At 38.0% G+C, this 16564-nt stretch carries 14 protein-coding genes, 14 tRNA genes and 2 rRNA genes; 26 read left to right on the top strand and 4 right to left on the bottom strand.

Annotated features, from left to right (window positions below):
- From ACE1TG_RS16205 to ACE1TG_RS16125, 17 genes are all read left to right on the top strand, one after another.
- A 23S ribosomal RNA gene (locus tag ACE1TG_RS16205) occupies positions 1-126 on the top strand; the annotation flags it as partial.
- A 159-nt stretch (positions 127-285) separates the two neighbouring features.
- A 5S ribosomal RNA gene (gene rrf, locus ACE1TG_RS16200) occupies positions 286-401 on the top strand.
- A gap of 126 nt (positions 402-527) precedes the next feature.
- A tRNA-Asn gene (locus ACE1TG_RS16195) sits at positions 528-602 on the top strand.
- A 1-nt stretch (position 603) separates the two neighbouring features.
- A tRNA-Ser gene (locus ACE1TG_RS16190) sits at positions 604-695 on the top strand.
- 15 nt (positions 696-710) lie between these two features.
- A tRNA-Glu gene (locus ACE1TG_RS16185) sits at positions 711-785 on the top strand.
- A 7-nt stretch (positions 786-792) separates the two neighbouring features.
- Positions 793-868 (top strand) — tRNA-Val (locus ACE1TG_RS16180).
- Between the two features lie 180 nt (positions 869-1048).
- Positions 1049-1125, top strand: a tRNA-Met gene (locus ACE1TG_RS16175).
- Positions 1126-1154: 29 nt separating this feature from the next.
- Positions 1155-1231: transfer RNA gene (locus ACE1TG_RS16170), tRNA-Asp, on the top strand.
- A 27-nt stretch (positions 1232-1258) separates the two neighbouring features.
- Positions 1259-1334 (top strand) — tRNA-Phe (locus ACE1TG_RS16165).
- Between the two features lie 21 nt (positions 1335-1355).
- A tRNA-Tyr gene (locus ACE1TG_RS16160) sits at positions 1356-1440 on the top strand.
- Between the two features lie 17 nt (positions 1441-1457).
- Positions 1458-1531: transfer RNA gene (locus ACE1TG_RS16155), tRNA-Trp, on the top strand.
- 13 nt (positions 1532-1544) lie between these two features.
- A tRNA-His gene (locus tag ACE1TG_RS16150) sits at positions 1545-1620 on the top strand.
- A gap of 16 nt (positions 1621-1636) precedes the next feature.
- Positions 1637-1711, top strand: a tRNA-Gln gene (locus ACE1TG_RS16145).
- 4 nt (positions 1712-1715) lie between these two features.
- Positions 1716-1790, top strand: a tRNA-Gly gene (locus tag ACE1TG_RS16140).
- Positions 1791-1802: 12 nt separating this feature from the next.
- Positions 1803-1876, top strand: a tRNA-Cys gene (locus ACE1TG_RS16135).
- Positions 1877-1882: 6 nt separating this feature from the next.
- Positions 1883-1965: transfer RNA gene (locus ACE1TG_RS16130), tRNA-Leu, on the top strand.
- Positions 1966-2274: 309 nt separating this feature from the next.
- The gene (locus tag ACE1TG_RS16125; protein WP_375053446.1) at positions 2275-3468 is read left to right on the top strand and encodes a DUF4317 domain-containing protein; all 1194 of its coding nucleotides are present in this window, start codon (positions 2275-2277) and stop codon (positions 3466-3468) included.
- Between the two features lie 341 nt (positions 3469-3809).
- Here the strand turns inward: ACE1TG_RS16125 and ACE1TG_RS16120 are convergent, their stop codons facing one another.
- From ACE1TG_RS16120 to ACE1TG_RS16110, 3 genes are read right to left on the bottom strand one after another with little or no spacing between them, the layout of a single operon-like run.
- Positions 3810-4697, bottom strand: a complete 888-nt coding sequence (locus ACE1TG_RS16120) for a glycine betaine ABC transporter substrate-binding protein (protein WP_375053445.1) — start codon at positions 4695-4697, stop codon at positions 3810-3812.
- An 18-nt stretch (positions 4698-4715) separates the two neighbouring features.
- Positions 4716-5372, bottom strand: coding sequence for a cysteine hydrolase family protein (locus ACE1TG_RS16115; protein WP_375053444.1), 657 nt, complete (start codon positions 5370-5372; stop codon positions 4716-4718).
- The gene (locus tag ACE1TG_RS16110; RefSeq protein WP_375053443.1) at positions 5369-5923 is read right to left on the bottom strand and encodes a GbsR/MarR family transcriptional regulator; all 555 of its coding nucleotides are present in this window, start codon (positions 5921-5923) and stop codon (positions 5369-5371) included. Before ACE1TG_RS16110 ends, ACE1TG_RS16115 begins: the two co-directional genes overlap by 4 nt.
- 392 nt (positions 5924-6315) lie before the next feature.
- Here ACE1TG_RS16110 and ACE1TG_RS16105 point away from each other — a divergent pair, with 392 nt between their 5' ends.
- The 7 genes from ACE1TG_RS16105 (at position 6316) to ACE1TG_RS16075 (ending at position 13977) form a co-directional block, all read left to right on the top strand.
- Positions 6316-7464, top strand: a complete 1149-nt coding sequence (locus tag ACE1TG_RS16105) for an NAD-dependent epimerase/dehydratase family protein (protein ID WP_375053442.1) — start codon at positions 6316-6318, stop codon at positions 7462-7464.
- Between the two features lie 17 nt (positions 7465-7481).
- Positions 7482-8618: a glycosyltransferase family 4 protein gene (locus ACE1TG_RS16100; protein WP_375053441.1), complete on the top strand. Its 1137-nt coding sequence runs from the start codon at positions 7482-7484 to the stop codon at positions 8616-8618.
- Positions 8619-8660: 42 nt separating this feature from the next.
- Positions 8661-9101 (top strand): GtrA family protein, encoded by a 441-nt coding sequence (locus ACE1TG_RS16095; RefSeq protein ID WP_375053440.1) that lies wholly within the window; start codon positions 8661-8663, stop codon positions 9099-9101.
- Positions 9102-9323: 222 nt separating this feature from the next.
- Positions 9324-11015, top strand: coding sequence for a diguanylate cyclase domain-containing protein (locus tag ACE1TG_RS16090; RefSeq protein ID WP_375053439.1), 1692 nt, complete (start codon positions 9324-9326; stop codon positions 11013-11015).
- 299 nt (positions 11016-11314) lie between these two features.
- The gene (locus ACE1TG_RS16085; RefSeq protein ID WP_375053438.1) at positions 11315-12259 is read left to right on the top strand and encodes a cation diffusion facilitator family transporter; all 945 of its coding nucleotides are present in this window, start codon (positions 11315-11317) and stop codon (positions 12257-12259) included.
- Between the two features lie 231 nt (positions 12260-12490).
- On the top strand, positions 12491-13141 hold the full coding sequence (locus ACE1TG_RS16080; RefSeq protein ID WP_375053450.1) for a YczE/YyaS/YitT family protein: 651 nt from the start codon (positions 12491-12493) through the stop codon (positions 13139-13141).
- A 164-nt stretch (positions 13142-13305) separates the two neighbouring features.
- Entirely contained in the window at positions 13306-13977 is a 672-nt protein-coding gene (locus ACE1TG_RS16075) for a hypothetical protein (protein ID WP_375053437.1), read from the top strand.
- A gap of 166 nt (positions 13978-14143) precedes the next feature.
- Here the strand turns inward: ACE1TG_RS16075 and ACE1TG_RS16070 are convergent, their stop codons facing one another.
- Complete coding sequence (locus ACE1TG_RS16070) at positions 14144-14311, bottom strand: hypothetical protein (RefSeq protein WP_375053436.1); 168 nt, start codon at positions 14309-14311, stop codon at positions 14144-14146.
- Between the two features lie 292 nt (positions 14312-14603).
- Between ACE1TG_RS16070 and ACE1TG_RS16065 the strand changes: the two genes are divergently transcribed.
- Entirely contained in the window at positions 14604-16064 is a 1461-nt protein-coding gene (locus tag ACE1TG_RS16065; RefSeq protein ID WP_375053435.1) for a SulP family inorganic anion transporter, read from the top strand.
- A gap of 40 nt (positions 16065-16104) precedes the next feature.
- Positions 16105-16521: a universal stress protein gene (locus ACE1TG_RS16060; protein WP_375053434.1), complete on the top strand. Its 417-nt coding sequence runs from the start codon at positions 16105-16107 to the stop codon at positions 16519-16521.
- Positions 16522-16564: the final 43 nt, after the last annotated feature.

Here is a 16564-nt window from a genome sequence, read left to right as displayed (position 1 = left end):
AAGATGAGACTTCCCATCACTTCGAGTGAGTAAGATCCCTCAGAGACGATGAGGTTGATAGGTCCGAGGTGGAAGCGTGGTGACACGTGGAGCTGACGGATACTAATAGATCGAGGACTTAACTAATCAATACTGATGTAATGTTGATGTAGAGCTCTTATTTAGTTTTTAGGGTACAAAATTCTACACATTTTTATTAAATATGCTTGATTTTTTTTGAGAAACAATTATAATATTGGTTGTCACTAAAAATTAATAGGTTTACTAAGTATTATATTTTGATTGTCTGGTAGCATTAGCGGAGAGGACACACCTGTTCCCATGCCGAACACAGTAGTTAAGCTCTCCAGCGCCGATGGTAGTTGGGGCTTTGCCCCTGCAAGAGTAGGACGCCGCCAGGCAAATCCCATTCCATAGTAATTTGGCCAGAACATCTTTAAAAACATAAAGATGGGTCATGTAAGGAGTGAGGCTACTCCGGATAAGCGTGCGATACGACAAGCATTTATATCCTATATTTGGATCATTCCACAGTAGCTCAGCGGTAGAGCAATCGGCTGTTAACCGATCGGTCGTAGGTTCGATTCCTACCTGTGGAGCCATGGAGAGCTGTCCGAGTGGCCGAAGGAGCACGATTGGAAATCGTGTAGGCCGCTATCGCGGCCTCGAGGGTTCGAATCCCTCGCTCTCCGCCATCATTTATATTTTCTGGCCCGTTGGTCAAGCGGTTAAGACACCGCCCTTTCACGGCGGTAACACGGGTTCGAGTCCCGTACGGGTCACCACTATTATGGAGGATTAGCTCAGCTGGGAGAGCACCTGCCTTACAAGCAGGGGGTCGCAGGTTCGAGCCCTGCATCCTCCACCATTTTAGACGAAAGTTTAAAGTTAATATTTTTTTAATCGCGGGGTGGAGCAAAGCCGTAAGTACCATTGAATAACCCCGAATGTAGGCTTTGTGAGGAGTGCAACAACACCGAATAATCTTGCAACACGACGAACAGTTCTATTCAAGTTAAAAGAGTATTAATTTAATATTAATTCATATCGCGGGGTGGAGCAGTCTGGTAGCTCGTTGGGCTCATAACCCAAAGGTCGCAAGTTCAAATCTTGCCCCCGCAACCAATTTAAAGCATATCCACATTTACATATTCGGTCCGGTAGTTCAGCTGGTTAGAATGCCTGCCTGTCACGCAGGAGGTCGCGGGTTCGAGTCCCGTCCGGACCGCCATTTAAATTTATAGCAATAATACATATTGGCTCTGTAGCTCAGTCGGTAGAGCAAAGGACTGAAAATCCTTGTGTCGGCGGTTCGATTCCGTCCGGAGCCACCATTTTTGCATTTACATTTATATGGAGGGGTAGCGAAGTGGCTAAACGCGGCGGACTGTAAATCCGCTCCCTCAGGGTTCGGGAGTTCGAATCTCTCCCCCTCCACCATATAGTTTTTAACAAGTAGGGGTATAGTTTAATGGTAAAACGAAGGTCTCCAAAACCTTTGATGTGGGTTCGATTCCTACTACCCCTGCCATTATTTTATTATGGCGGTCGTGGCGAAGTGGTTAACGCACCGGATTGTGGCTCCGGCATTCGTGGGTTCGATCCCCACCGGTCGCCCCATAACTTTCAAACTTATTGGGCTATAGCCAAGCGGTAAGGCATCGGGTTTTGATCCCGTGTACCCCAGGTTCGAATCCTGGTAGCCCAGCCATTATGCGGAAGTAGTTCAGTGGTAGAACACCACCTTGCCAAGGTGGGGGTCGCGGGTTCGAATCCCGTCTTCCGCTCCATTACTTCGTTTTGGCGGTATAGCCAAGTGGTAAGGCAGAGGTCTGCAAAACCTTTATCACCGGTTCAAATCCGGTTACCGCCTCCAACATATGCCGGTGTGGCGGAATTGGCAGACGCGCATGACTCAAAATCATGTTCCCTCTGGGAGTGTCGGTTCGAACCCGACCACCGGTATCAGTATTATACACAACAGTAGTAAAATATTATGGTCATAAACTGTGAGACAGGATTATTAAGATTCTGTCTTTTTTGCGTTCTAAAATATCTGTTTTGTTTATTCAATGTTTTGGGCATTTTTTTACGATCGAAGGAAAAATTCATTATTATGATTTAAGAAAATGAATTGCTGATAGGTGAAATTGTCATTTTCATTACTATTACAAGAGAAATAATTAGGCGGAAACAACTGATATTTATGATAAAATGAAAGAATGTGTGTAGAATGACTCACATGCTGACAACGAACATAGGAGTGTAATAAGATTGAACAAAAAAGACATAGCAGGTATTCGTAAACAATTCAAATTAAATAATGATTTATTAAAAATTAGTGAAATCTTTAATGTCTATATAATGAAAGAGTCCAGTGAAATATATCATCATCAAAGTTTATCATTTGAACTATTGGAAGAGGAACAGAAAGAGTTGTTTATGGATAACTTTAAAAAAGTATTATCAGGCCAGTTGGATGAAAAATTATTTGAATTAAAGTTCCAGCGTGATGTGGAAAATAACAGTCAGCTAATTCTTCACCAGGGTCTATTAAGTAATGATACAGAAGAATGGAAGGCTCAAATGCTTCAGATTGTAGAAAAAATGCTGAAGGATAAGCAATATGAGATGGATATTGTCATAACCTTTATTCGGGGAGAATATATGAAACCGATGAAGAACATGAGCGACGAGTCAGAGGAAAGTGTACGTGATACGGTTTACTCTCATCCTTTTATATTATGCAGTATGAATAAAACGCAGGATTCAAAAAAGGAATTACTGTTTGACTATGTTGAAAAAGAGTTTAAGTATAATATAGTCGTAGATCCAATTATTAATCTGAAAGCACCAATATCAGGATTTCTATTCCCTTCAATCACGGATAATGCTGCGGATGTTAACCACGTGCTGTATTCGGCAGGGAAGAAGAATGAACTGAATTATCATTTCATCGAGGAAGTTTTAAATGCGCAAGAAAAAATGACTGCCGCACAGGATAAAATTGTTTTTGAGGAAATCGTAAAAAATGTAGCAGGTGATCAAAAAATTAACACTACCACACTTTCAAATGTTTACGATGAGATTCATCGTGTTGTGGAAGAGAATGAAGAGGAAGAGATACCGAAATTAGACTACATGGATGTAGAAAATGTTTTGAAAAGCAGTGGGATAGAAGATGTCAATTCGGAAAAGGTAGAAACTGCTTTTAAAACTGTGACTGATGATGAATCATATGAGTTTAAAGCAAATAACATCGTACCGAAATATAATTCAAAATCTATTAAAATAGAGACGAAATTAGCTAATATCTCCATTAGCCCACAAGACTTAAGATATGTACGTCAAGTCCATTTCAGTGGGAAGCGCTACTTAATGATGGAAGTGGAAGAAAATACGGTGATTGAAGGCTTTGAAATGATTCCAGAAGCTTTATTTGAAAAAGCAGAAGAGAATACAGAGTGACGCTTGGAACTTGCGGGACAGGGGATAACTCCTTGTCCTTTCTTATACAATTAAAAAAGGCTAGTTGATAACGGTAGAAATGCTGGGCTTGTCTTGCAAAGTAAGCGTTCTTTAACGGAATGAGGACCGTGTCACTGATTTGGCGGATCCTCATTCCGCTATTTGTCATTTTTGCGTCAAATTCGGCTGATTTTCTGCTATTAGCGGAACGAGGATCCGTCTCCCGCCTCCGAGAGCACCTTTTCTGCTATTTAACGGAACGAGGATCCGCTTCGACAGGTTGGCCACAATCCGAGCGAAAATAAGCAGGCCAACATGAAGTTGACCTGCTTAAAGTATTGTTACTTTCCAATCATTTGATCGACTTTATCACGATTTTTTTCAATCCATTCGGCAGCTAATTTTTCAAAGGATGTACCGTTCTGTTCATTTTTACTTATCATCGATTCTATTTCAGGGATGGAAATGCTCCAATTGGATAATATCTTATATGCTTCTGGATGTGCTTCCTTAATTCCTTTATATGATAATACATAGACGTTATCTGCTTTAAAATAGTCTCCTTGACCTTCTAAAAACTTCAAATCATTACGCGCAAAGACAGAATGTGGTCTCCAGGGAGTGAATACAACAGGCTCTTTATCATCAATTTTACTTTGTGCAGCGGAAATCATCGCACCTTCACTAGAAGTTTTTAATTCAAATCCGCTTTCATCTAAGTTCTCACCTTTCACTAATTCCTTTGCAATATTAACAATGCCTGCACCTTCAGCAATGGTAAGTATTTGACCATTATATTTTTCTGCATTTGCTTTTAAATCTTCAATCGAGTTTTCTTCCACATAAGAAGGTACTGCTAAACCTAGTTGTGCATTTTTATAACTTGTTGCTACTTTCACTAATTCATCCTTATACTCTTCCCATCTAGGTGCTTCTGTATATGGTAACCATGCATCCATAAAGAAATCAATTTCTTTATTACTCATTCCATCCCAGATAATTGGTTGAGAAACATGTTTTACTTCAACTGTATATCCTTGTTCCTCTAAAATTTGTTTTGCAATCTGTGTTGGTGGTGCAGTACTTGTCCAAGGTGTTTGTCCAAAAACAATTGTTCCTTTTTCTTCGGAAGTTTCATCCTTAGCTGCATCATTTTTCTCTTCTCCATTGCCACAAGCAGCAAGTGTCAACAAAGATAATGTAATAAATAATAGTAATAACTTCTTCATGATGAATGTCTCCTTCTTTTAGTTTAATTTATTAAATATCTCTCTCATATTTTCTGGTGTATACTGTAATGAATCGACTGTGTCTGATTCCCAAGCATCGTAATCTTCTCCATTAATACGCTGGAGTATATTTGTAGTATCATACATTTTGAGAGTGTACACCCAATTTGCAATCATCATAAGTGATGCCATATGAGAACCTTCATTGGAAGCTGTGCAGATGTCTTTGACAAGGTGGATCTTATAATCTCTAAAATAGGCATCAAATACAGAGGTTAATAAACATCCATCTGTCACGACTCCTCCAATCACAACATTTTCTACGTTAAGACTCCTAAGTGTAAGATCCAGACTAGTTTCGTGAAAAGCGCTCCATCGATATTTATCAATGGTTATGTCACCATCTTGTGGTTTGATTCCATCTAAAATTTCGATACTTTCGTTAGCTGTGTTGTAATAATACGGTGTACCATCACTGTTTAAGGGCTCTCCTAAGGAAAGGCCAACCCCATCTGCCCGGTTAATTTGACGCGTGTATATAATAGGGATGTCCTTTTCTCTAAACCCGTCAATTAGCCTTTTAGCATTCTTAACTACTTGGTCCAATTGCCCAAGTCCAAAATTACTTTCCTTCTGAAGGTCAATTAGCACCAAAGCAGTGTTGTTATTGTTCATGTTATGTCTCCTTTATTTTCCTGTTGTTTTGGTAAATAATTAAATATTTCCCCCGATTCCATTGCGTTAGCAAACCGCATCGTCCAATCAAAATAGTTGTAAGAGTTTTTAATGAGGGCAAGATCTTTGTTTGCTTCTTCTTTTACTTGATCATCGGATGTCTCCTCAACTATAGCTTCTAAAGTAGGCTCAACCTGTTCTGTGGCCTTCATTATTAAATTACGTTCTTGTCGTATCTTTTTTATAAAAAATGTGATGAAATTTCTTAGATAATCCTTTTCTGCAACATAATGGTCTTTTCGATCACCTTTCATCCAGACTTTTGTGACCATATCTGTCTCTAACAGTTCCCGCATTCCATTACTTACACTTGCTTTACTCATTGCTACCTGATCCTTAATCTCATCAAGTGTCAGCGGTTCGGAGGAAAAATAAAGCACACCGTAAATACGACCAACAGAAGGAGTAACTCCATAGATAACCATGGATTGTGCAATCGCACTGATCATTATGTCTCTGGATTGCTCAATTGTTTCATGCTCATTCGACAATAGTATCAACCTCCTTATTTGTTTAATTTGTATTGTATATATTAAACATACTATATTAATTGAATTTAAAAATCAACTGTTTTACAGGAATTCGGTTGATTACAAGATAAAAAGGGGAATTCTCACCCCACAAAGTCAGTCTCTTGTAGCATGTGCAAATTTCTTCAAAATAAAGGTGAAATAATTTTGTTGTTGTATAGGAAATTATGTTTTTGTAATACCTCTCAACAAAGAAGGAATACTAAAACGGAGTAATAATTTTAAATTGATTTATCACATCATTTGTAAAATCATTCATAACATGATAATTTTTATAAGGATAGGTATGCTGCAAGCTGTTTTAAATTGAGAAGCATACTACATACGAATACTTAAATAGAGGAGAAAATCTTATGAAAATTATAGTAGCTGGTGGAGATGGCTTTTGTGGCTGGCCGACCGCCTTGTATTTATCAAAACAGGGGCATGATGTAGCCATTATTGATAATATGATCAGAAGAAAGTGGGATAATGAACTGCACTCGAACTCCATTACTCCTATTGCAACACTTGAAGAACGCGTAGCAAAATGGAAAGAACTTACCGGGAAAGAAATTCGGGTTTATGATGGCGACTTAACCCATTATGATTTTTTACGTGAAGTTCTGAAAAAGGAGCAGCCTGATGCGTTTGCACATTTTGCTGAACAGCGGTCTGCACCATATTCCATGATTGATAGGGAACATGCTGTGTTTACGCAAAACAATAATGTAACAGGAACGTTAAACGTATTGTATGGCATTAAAGAAATTGTTCCTGACTGTCATTTAATTAAATTGGGTACAATGGGTGAATATGGTACCCCTAATATTGAAATAGAAGAAGGGTATATCGAAATAGAACACAAAGGCAGGAAAGATGTTCTTCCATTCCCGAAACAGCCAGGATCTTTTTATCACCTGTCTAAGGTTCATGACAGCCATAATATAACATTCGCATGTAAAATTTGGGGAATAAGAGCAACTGACTTAAACCAAGGAGTTGTTTATGGATTAGATACGGATGAAACGCAAATGGATCCGGTATTGTCAAACCGCCTGGATTATGATGGGGTATTTGGTACTGCATTGAATCGTTTCATTATCCAGTCAACTATTGGACATGATATTACAGTATACGGAAAAGGCGGACAAACACGTGGCTTTTTAAATATTAGAGATACCGTACGCTGTATTGAGATTGCAGCGAATAATCCGGCTGATCGAGGAGAATTTCGTGTGTTTAACCAATTTACAGAGGAGTTTTCTGTATTGGATCTGGCTAATAAGGTAGAGAAGGTTGCTCAAGAAGAAGGTCTTGAGACAACAATTGCGCATCTTGAGAATCCAAGAGTTGAATTGGAAGAGCATTTCTTCCATGCAGAAAATACAAAACTTCGGGATCTTGGTTTGGAACCAAATTTACTGACAGACGATGTTATTCGTGGAATTCTTAAAACGGTTGTAAATCATAAAGATCGAATAATTAAAGAAAATGTATTGCCACAAGTATCCTGGAAATAAACAAGGAAGTGTCACCTATGAAAATTGCTATCGTAACCGAAACTTTTCTGCCATCAACTGATGGAGTTGTTACCAGACTAAAAGCATGTATTCGCTACTTCTTAAAAGAAGGACATGATGTCAGGGTAATAGCACCAGACCTTGGTGTTTATGAATTTGAAGGGGCAAAAATAGATGGGGTGCCGGCACGTACCCTTCCTTTTTATCGCTCCAAGAAGTTTGCCCTTCCAAATCGAAAAGTAAGTGAACTACTAAGTGAATATGACCCTGACATTGTTCATGTGGTAAATCCGGCTATTCTTGGTTTCTCTGGTGTATACTATTCAAAGAAGCTTGGATACCCTATGATAGCGTCTTATCATACAAATGTAGCACAATATCTGAATTACTATAAACTCTCTCTGTTTAAAGGATTAGTTTGGTGGTATTTCAGAAAACTGCATAATAAAGCCGAGTTAAATCTTTGTACTTCTAATACAGTAAAGGCTGAATTGGAAGAGCACGGATTTCAAAATGTGCACGTTTGGAAACGTGGTGTAGATACAGAATTATTGCACCCAACCAAGTATAGTGATGAAATGCGGGACAGGCTCTCAAATGGTAACCCTGAGAAAAAGCTGTTACTGTATGTTGGCAGACTTGCGGCAGAGAAAGAAATTGAGAAAATAAAATCAGTATTAAGTGTATCAGATCAATTCGTGCTTGCAATTGTTGGGGATGGCCCACATAGAAACGAGCTGGAAAAGCATTTTGCAGGAACTAATACGGTATTCACTGGTTTATTGCACGGTGAGGAACTTGCTAACGCTTATGCCTCATCAGATGTCTTCGTATTTCCATCGACTACAGAAACGCTTGGTCTGGTTATTACAGAAGCAATGGCATCTGGTTTGCCACTTGTAGCAGCTGAAAGCGGACCAACTTGTGAGCAAATAGAAAATAATCATACTGGTTTGCTGTATGATCCCGAAAAGCCAGGTGACTTCACAGCTACATTGCTTAAGTTTGAAGATGAAACGTTAAGAAAGCGTTTGGCAAAAGCTGCCCATAAAGGGATTTCTGAGATGGGCTGGGAAGCTCAATCGAAGCAAGTGCTTGATTATTATAAGGAAATAGTAAGCGTAGAAGAAGAACAAAGTAATACAGCAAACTGATATTTAGTTTTTCAATTCTCAAAGAGTAAGTAGAGGAGTACCATGACACAGGACAGAAAAAAGGGACCACTTCAATTCCTGCAGTTTAGCGCGATTGGGGTTGCGAATGCAGGTATTGATATCGGAACGCTAAACCTATTATTATTATTATTCCATTCGGATGAAAGAGGACTGCTTCTACTTTACAACACCATCGCTTATACACTGGCTGTAGCAAATAGTTATTTTTGGAATGCGAGCTTTACGTTTCAACACTCAGCCAAAGGAAGTAATCGGCAGCGAATACTGTTTATTGTACAAGGCATAGTGAGTTTGGGTGTTAATAATCTTGTGTTTATTGTATCCAACACCCTGATGGAAAGTTTCGGTGTGCCCAATTGGCTGCGATACAATATTGCGAAAGGTCTGGCGATGTTCCTTTCCTTTGTCGCAAGCTTTTTCATGATTAAATATTTTGTGTTTAAAAAACCAAAACAAGACTGAGCCATTCCATTGAAGGCTCAGTCTTTTTACATTATAAAACTTAAATTTTGCAATTATATACTTCTCTATTTCTAAGTTTTATCTAAAAATATCTACTAAATGTTAAAATATAGTAAAAAAGGACTAGAAAAAATTCGTATAGAGTATATAATGAAACTAACATAATTTATTTAATAATTGTAAATTACATAGTAATAAGCCTGCGGAAAGGAGGAGACTAATTTGAGCTTTAATAGTTCCTTATTTTTCAATAATGTTCTGATGAACGGAATTAAAGAGATGGTTTTTATCATTGCAATAGACGATAACGATAATTTTTGCTATGAATTTCTTAATAAGGCGGCCATTAACCAAACATTTCTTACGGACAAGGTAATTGGGCAATCAATTCAGAACGTCTATTCACAAAAGACCGCAGAATTTTTAATTAATAAATATAGAGAAGCTATCGAAGTTATAGACGGATTAACATATGAAGATTTTTATGAGTCCACTTCAGGTATTAAATATTCAGAGACAACATTGACTCCCTTGTGTAATAATGATGGTGTTTGCACACATATTGTCGCGTTGGTGAAGGATGTTACCCGAAGAAGGCTGACTGAGCTTGAAATTCAAAAATCTAAAAACGACCTGTATCGTAATAAGCAAAAATATCGTTCTTTGTATGATTACAATTTGGACGCTATATTTTCCCTCAGTCTTACAGGAAATATCCAAAATGGAAATAGTGCAGTGGAATCAGTCTTTGGTTATAATGCTGAAGAAATGAAAAACACGCCATTTGTTGAATTATTTGCTTCAAAAGATAAAGATTCAGCTTACAAAAGTTTTCGTGATGTTGTGAAAGGGATTCCACAAGAACATCAACTAACTGTACTTAATAAATCAGAAGAAATGATAGAGGTTATTATGAAGCTTACTCCTATCATCATCAATGAAGATATAGTTGGTATCTATGGTATCTTTAAAGATATTAATGAACAAATACAATTAGGAAAGAAGTATAAAGAAAGCGAAGATCAATTTCGAATTATTACAGAAAACTCGAATGATTTAATAACGATGATAGATAATCAGGGTAAAATTGTTTACGTATCACCATCTTACAAAGAAGTCCTGGACTATGAAGTCAGTGAATATATTAATAAACCTTTTTTACATAATGTACACACAGATGATTGTGAGAGGTTGCAGGAAACATTTAAAGAATCCATACGGAAGAAAACAACCTGGAAAGAACAATTTAGGCAGAAACATGGGGATGGGGATTACATTTGGTCGGAGTTGCTAGGGTCGCCCGTTTATGATGATGATAAATATTTCACACATATGGTAGTGGTATCAAGAAATATCACACTTCGAAAAGATTATGAACAGCAGCTGCAGCAAATGGCATATCATGATCCGTTAACAGGCTTGCCGAATCGTCGCTTTTTTATCAAACAATTAACCGAGCATATAGAGAGAATTAAAAATACGGATCAGCGACTGGCCATGATCATGATGGATCTTGATCAATTTAAATCGATTAACGATAAGATGGGACACAGCATTGGGGATCAGGTTATTCAGGAGTTTGGGATGAGGATCAGTAAGGTAATCCGTGATGAGGATTTACTTGCGCGATTAGGCGGTGATGAATTTACCTTATTGTTACCTAATATAACCTCTGCCGTTGACGTCATTGAAATAGCTGATCGAATTATTAAAGTAATGAATGAGCCTTGGTGTGTCGAAAACCATGACTTTGGGACAACAACAAGCCTTGGAGTTGTTATTTCATCACCGAGGGCCCCTGAAAATGCCAGTGAGATGCTGAAGTATGCAGATAAAGAGCTTTATAAAGCAAAAAAGGCAGGAAGAAATGACTATAGATTATTTGATTTCATGCATCATTCGCATGTGAACTAGAAAGGAAGTCTAACCAATACCTTGGTTAGGCTTCTTTTGGTGTAACTGATTTCTGCAGTAACCCGCGAAACAAACTTTTCCATCCTTTACGCGGTTTTTCCTAATCCTCATGAGTGACTGTTTTACGCGATAAGAACAGAACTCGGATTCTCATAATTATATTATTTAGGAAGTTGTAGTCTGTACAAATAGCGCTAAACTTTTGTAATACAGTCTTAGTTTTTAAACAGCGAAAATAATGTATAGAATTACTATAGATTAAGCATCATAGATAATGATAAACAACAGGAGGAACGAATATGGGATTTATGGAGCGTGTAAAAAAAGGGAATACATCCTCTGGTCTGGCAGCTCTCGGTAATACGTTTTTAGCTTTAATAAAAGGTGTTGCTGCTTTTTTTAGTGGAAATGGTGCTATGTTTGCAACGACCATGCATTCATTAGCGGATGCCGTTAACCAGGGGTTTGTGTTTTTTGGCAGTGTGCTCGCGGAATCACCTCCGTCTGAACGGTTTCCGACTGGATTTGGAAGGGTTATCAATATATTCTGTATGGTCGCTGTCATTGTTGTATCGGTGATGGCATACGAGACGCTAAAAGAAGGCTGGCATCTGTTCCGGCATCCTGAAGATTCAGGTAATTTGTGGTTAAACATAGGCGTTCTCATTGCATCACTTATAATAGATGGTGCCATTTTGGTTAAAGCAATGAAGGAGATTACCAAGGAATCTGGAGAGGATCAGTCTGGATGGATTGTAACATCTGCATTTAAAAGTGCCAAAAAAGCATCACCGGCAACACGTCTCGTTTTTTATGAAGACCTTGTTGCAACTTCGGGCGCCGTATTCGCCTTGATTGGTGTTTTATTATCGCAGGTGTTTGGATTCCTTACAGCGGATGGAATCTTTACGATGATTATTGGTGTATTAATGCTGTTTGTTGCGTTTCGTGTAGGATATGACAATATGATTGGTTTAATTGGCGTTTCAGCCCCAGCAGATGTTGAAAAAAAACTTACCGAATCATTACTGGAAGATGATGCTGTCGTTGATATCTACAAGATAAGAATTATCCAGGAAGGCCGCACTTATCATGTTGAGGGAACTGTGGAACTCAAAAAAGGATTCTCACTAGCCGAAGCGGATGATATTAAATTTCGCTTAAGTGATAAGCTAATGCGTTTGCCGGAAGTGGCTGATGTAGTGTTAGGGATTATTGAAGATAACGGTGAAAAAAATAGGTAGCAAAAGTAATTAAACTACCCTCACAGTGGGGGTAGTTTCATTATTCTGTGGAATACTTAACAGATAAGCTGGCCCCTATAATTGTCGGTGTACGATGAGCAGGACTCCCTGAATCATTGCAAAATATATGGATCAAGTCTGTTTTTCTTTATTTCTAAAGACACTAATCTTGCATATTAATTGAATATACTGCATGATAATGTATAGAACATCAAGGAAAGAAGGGTGATTATACTGGCTGCAATTCGGTGGTCCTTTTTTGTCGTGGGGCTTATTTTTTTTAGTTTTGGAATTTCTGTAACGATTAATGTTCAACACTTAGGTATTCACCCATGGGATGTATTAAATGTAGGCCTGTTTGAAATATTTGGTTTTACGATTGGTACGTGGAATATTGTATGTGGCTTTACATTAATTATCGCGTCATGGATTTTGGATAAGAGTTATATAAAATTAGGTACATTTCTAAACGCGTTTCTCGTTGGTATGTTCGTGGATTTGTTTTTATGGCTTGATTTCCTGCCTGATGCAAATCATTCCTGGACAGATGCTACTATGATGGTGATTGGGATTGTATTCATGGGATTCGGGGGCGGTGTATATAATGCTGCCAGGGTAGGTTCAGGGCCACGTGATGGATTTATGCTATCCATTTCAGATAAATTAGGTGCACCTATTGGAAGAGTTCGGATTATTACGGAGAGCTCTGTTTTGGTGTTAGGTCTAATTTTGGGTGGACCGGTATTTATCTTTACGTTTATTTTCACATTTATACAAAGTCCTATTTTTCAATTTACATTTTTGCGCTTTGATAAACTTATCAATCGATTACAGACAAAATACCAAGACAAGGAACTTACATCATCAAGAGCGAGTGGTTAGGTAAATTTATATTTTCCTGTGTATTTCAGTGGCTATTTTTGAATAAAGAACTAGACAAAATACATTTTTCCTCCCTTACCCCGATATGAGAATGGATTAATAGCAAGATGCAGCTATTAGAATTCCATGCTAGTATATATCAAAGGAACAGGGAGGTAAGTGTAATGCCTGCAGAAAATGTTTTTTACATTCACGATAAACTTCTCCATGATCTATTCGACTTATTACAAGAATTAATACAATTCGCATCGGATAATTATGGAGAAGTCCTTAATGAACAAATAGGTAATATCACTGACAAAATGGATGTTAGTGAGGGGCTGGCAGAAAAGACATTTTTTCAAGTTGCATGGTGGGCTGTAATTTGTTCACCTTTAGCAGGGGAAGATAAGACAATTTTTCAATTATTTTTAGCAAAAAAACGCCATGTGTTGAGAAAAAAGAGTAATTTATTTCAACAGGTAGTAGCTAGTTGGTTGTCTAGTAGTCCTGGCTTTTATTATGTTGATGATGATAAGAGCAGTAGTGGACGTGTATTCGTTGTTAGTGACATATTTGAGTGCCGGCCAAGGATTGTTTGCATGTATAATGACATTTATCAAATGCCAGAGAGTGGCGAAGTGATAACTGGAATGCTGTTGCCAATTGGTGATGGCAGCTATATAACCCCTGCTGGATTTTTCCACATCCCTGAACATCTTTCACAAACTGTGTTTCAGGAGATACTGCCTTTATATGAAAAAAACCTAAAGTCCCCCAATTATGAATTTAACTTGTACCCGAAGTTACTTATGATCAGTGCACAAACAATAGACAGGCAAGGATTAAAGGTATGATAATTAGTAGAGATTAATCTAATAGTATAGTTGATAAACTTGATCATGGCGTTACGGAGTTAAAAGCAATAAAGATTTGCAATCTAATATAAATATTTAAGAGGTTCTAAGAAAGTCAATTACATGATCATAAAAACCCCTATCATAAAAGCAAGTTTTTAAAGGCTCAATCTATATTGTTGTTGGTTGATTGCATATCCAGATGGATTTCTGCTTTTGATGTATCTCGATCTACATCAAAATTAACCATGACATCCTTCAATAAGAACCAGCCAAAAATTAATATAATCAACGTTAAAGCAACAATCAATAAGACGACCTTTTTACTGTTCACAGCAGTACCCCCTAATTATACTTAGTGTAAGAGTAGCAAAACCACATTGTGCTGTAAATAGGGGTAAGACAAAAGTCATGCTTTAGTCAAAAATTGGTTCTCATTACTATAGTAAAAAATGTGTTCACCAGGAATTTGGTGCAAATGTGAGAGATTTGGAGCATGTATTTAATGTTTACGCTTACTTGCCATTTTGTTAAAAGTGATTTCTATGGTATGATTCGTTGGTTGAATTCGGTTTAAGCTTTGTTGAAAAGCTTAGCAACACTATACTATAGAAAGAGGTTAAACATTGAAAAAAGAACAGATAAAGCAAGATTGGTTTGGAAATGTTAAAGGTGATGTGCTGGCTGGAATGGTCGTTGCAATGGCATTAATCCCTGAAGCAATAGCCTTTTCAATCATTGCTGGAGTAGACCCAATGGTTGGTCTTTATGCATCGTTTTGTATTGCTGTAGTTATTGCATTTGTTGGTGGCCGGCCAGGAATGATCTCAGCAGCTACAGGTGCAATGGCGCTTCTGATGGTTAACTTAGTTGCTGATTATGGGTTAGAATATTTACTGGCAGCTACGATTCTAACAGGAATCATTCAGCTCTTAATAGGCGTATTTAAACTAGCCAGTGTTATGAAATTTGTACCACGTTCGGTGATGGTCGGATTTGTTAATGCACTGGCAATATTAATTTTTACCGCACAGCTGCAGCATTTTGTAGATGAGTCTTGGATCATGTATGCACTTGTAGGATTAACGCTTGTAATTATTTATCTTTTACCACGACTTACAAAAGCAGTGCCATCAACTCTAGTGGCAATTATCGCAATTACAGCAATTGTAATATTTGGTGATATCGGTGTGCGTACAGTTGGAGACATGGGTGCATTAACACAGCAGCTGCCAGTGTTTTTAATCCCGTCTATCCCATTGACATGGGAAACATTGATGATCATTCTTCCTTACTCGGCCGCGTTAGCAATTGTTGGGCTTTTGGAATCATTGCTAACAGCTAATATTGTGGATGATATGACTGACACAGAAAGCAACAAGAATCAAGAAACACGCGGGCAAGGCATTGCCAACGTTGTAACCGGCTTTTTTGGAGGAATGGCTGGCTGTGCAATGATTGGACAATCTGTTATTAATGTAAAGTCAGGTGGAAATGGTCGTTTATCTACATTGGTTGCAGGCGTATTTCTAATGTTTTTAATTATCGTGCTAGGTGGAGTAGTTGTTCAAATTCCAATGGCAGCGTTAGTTGGCGTTATGTTTATGGTGGCAATCGGAACATTTGATTGGTCATCAATACGGAATCTTCACAAGCTTCCTAAATCAGATGCTGCCGTTATGGTAACAACTGTTGTCATTGTTGTAGTCACGCATGATTTGTCTAAGGGTGTATTGGCTGGTGTTCTGTTAAGTGCCATTTTCTTTGCAGCGAAAATATCCAAAACAAAAGTGACGAACGAAATTGTACGAAATGGCGAGAAAAAGATCTATCGCGTTCATGGTCAATTATTTTTTGCGTCAGTAAATGACCTTCCAAAGAAGTTTAATTTTACAGACACCGTTCAAGAAGTAGAAATTGATTTAACACATGCCCATCTGTGGGATGATTCAGCCATTGGTGCTCTTGATAAAATAGAAATGAAATTTGAACAGAGTGATATCGAAGTCTACTACAGTGGATTGAATGAGGATAGTCAACATTTAAAGAATCGCATAGGTGGACTTTCGAAAGCATCAGGACATTAAGGTTTTAAGGTGTTTAGATGAAATTAAAGAGGTGAGGCTTGTGTTTAAAAAAATAATGTTGGCGACTGATGGCTCAGGACACTCAGCACGATCAGCAAAGTATGCTATTGAGCTTGCCGAAAAATTTGATGGCAAAATTGAAATCGTATATGCTGTTGATGGCCAAACGTCCAAATCCGATGTTTTGCATCATGTAAATAAATTTGAAGTTGAAAAAAAGCGAAAAGAGAAGATTAGGGCTGTAAAGAACTTACTGGAGGCTTCAGGCGTAGATTTCGAAACTCAAATCTTACATGGCGAAGCAGGGCCGACAATCGTATCGCACGCAAATGAAAATGAATTTGATTGCGTTGTTATTGGAAGCAGAGGTCTAAATAACTTGCAGACTCTAATTCTAGGAAGTGTCAGTCACAAAGTTGCGAAACGTGCAGAATGTCCCGTTTTGATAGTTAAATAGATATAATAATAAAGGCTGTCCCGAAGTTTTAGGGGACAGCCTT

The organism is Virgibacillus sp. JSM 102003, assembly GCF_041949995.1.
Classification (GTDB): Bacteria; Bacillota; Bacilli; order Bacillales; family Amphibacillaceae; genus Lentibacillus.
Note: the sequence above shows the minus strand (reverse complement) of the source record. Positions and strands in the feature narration are given on the sequence as shown.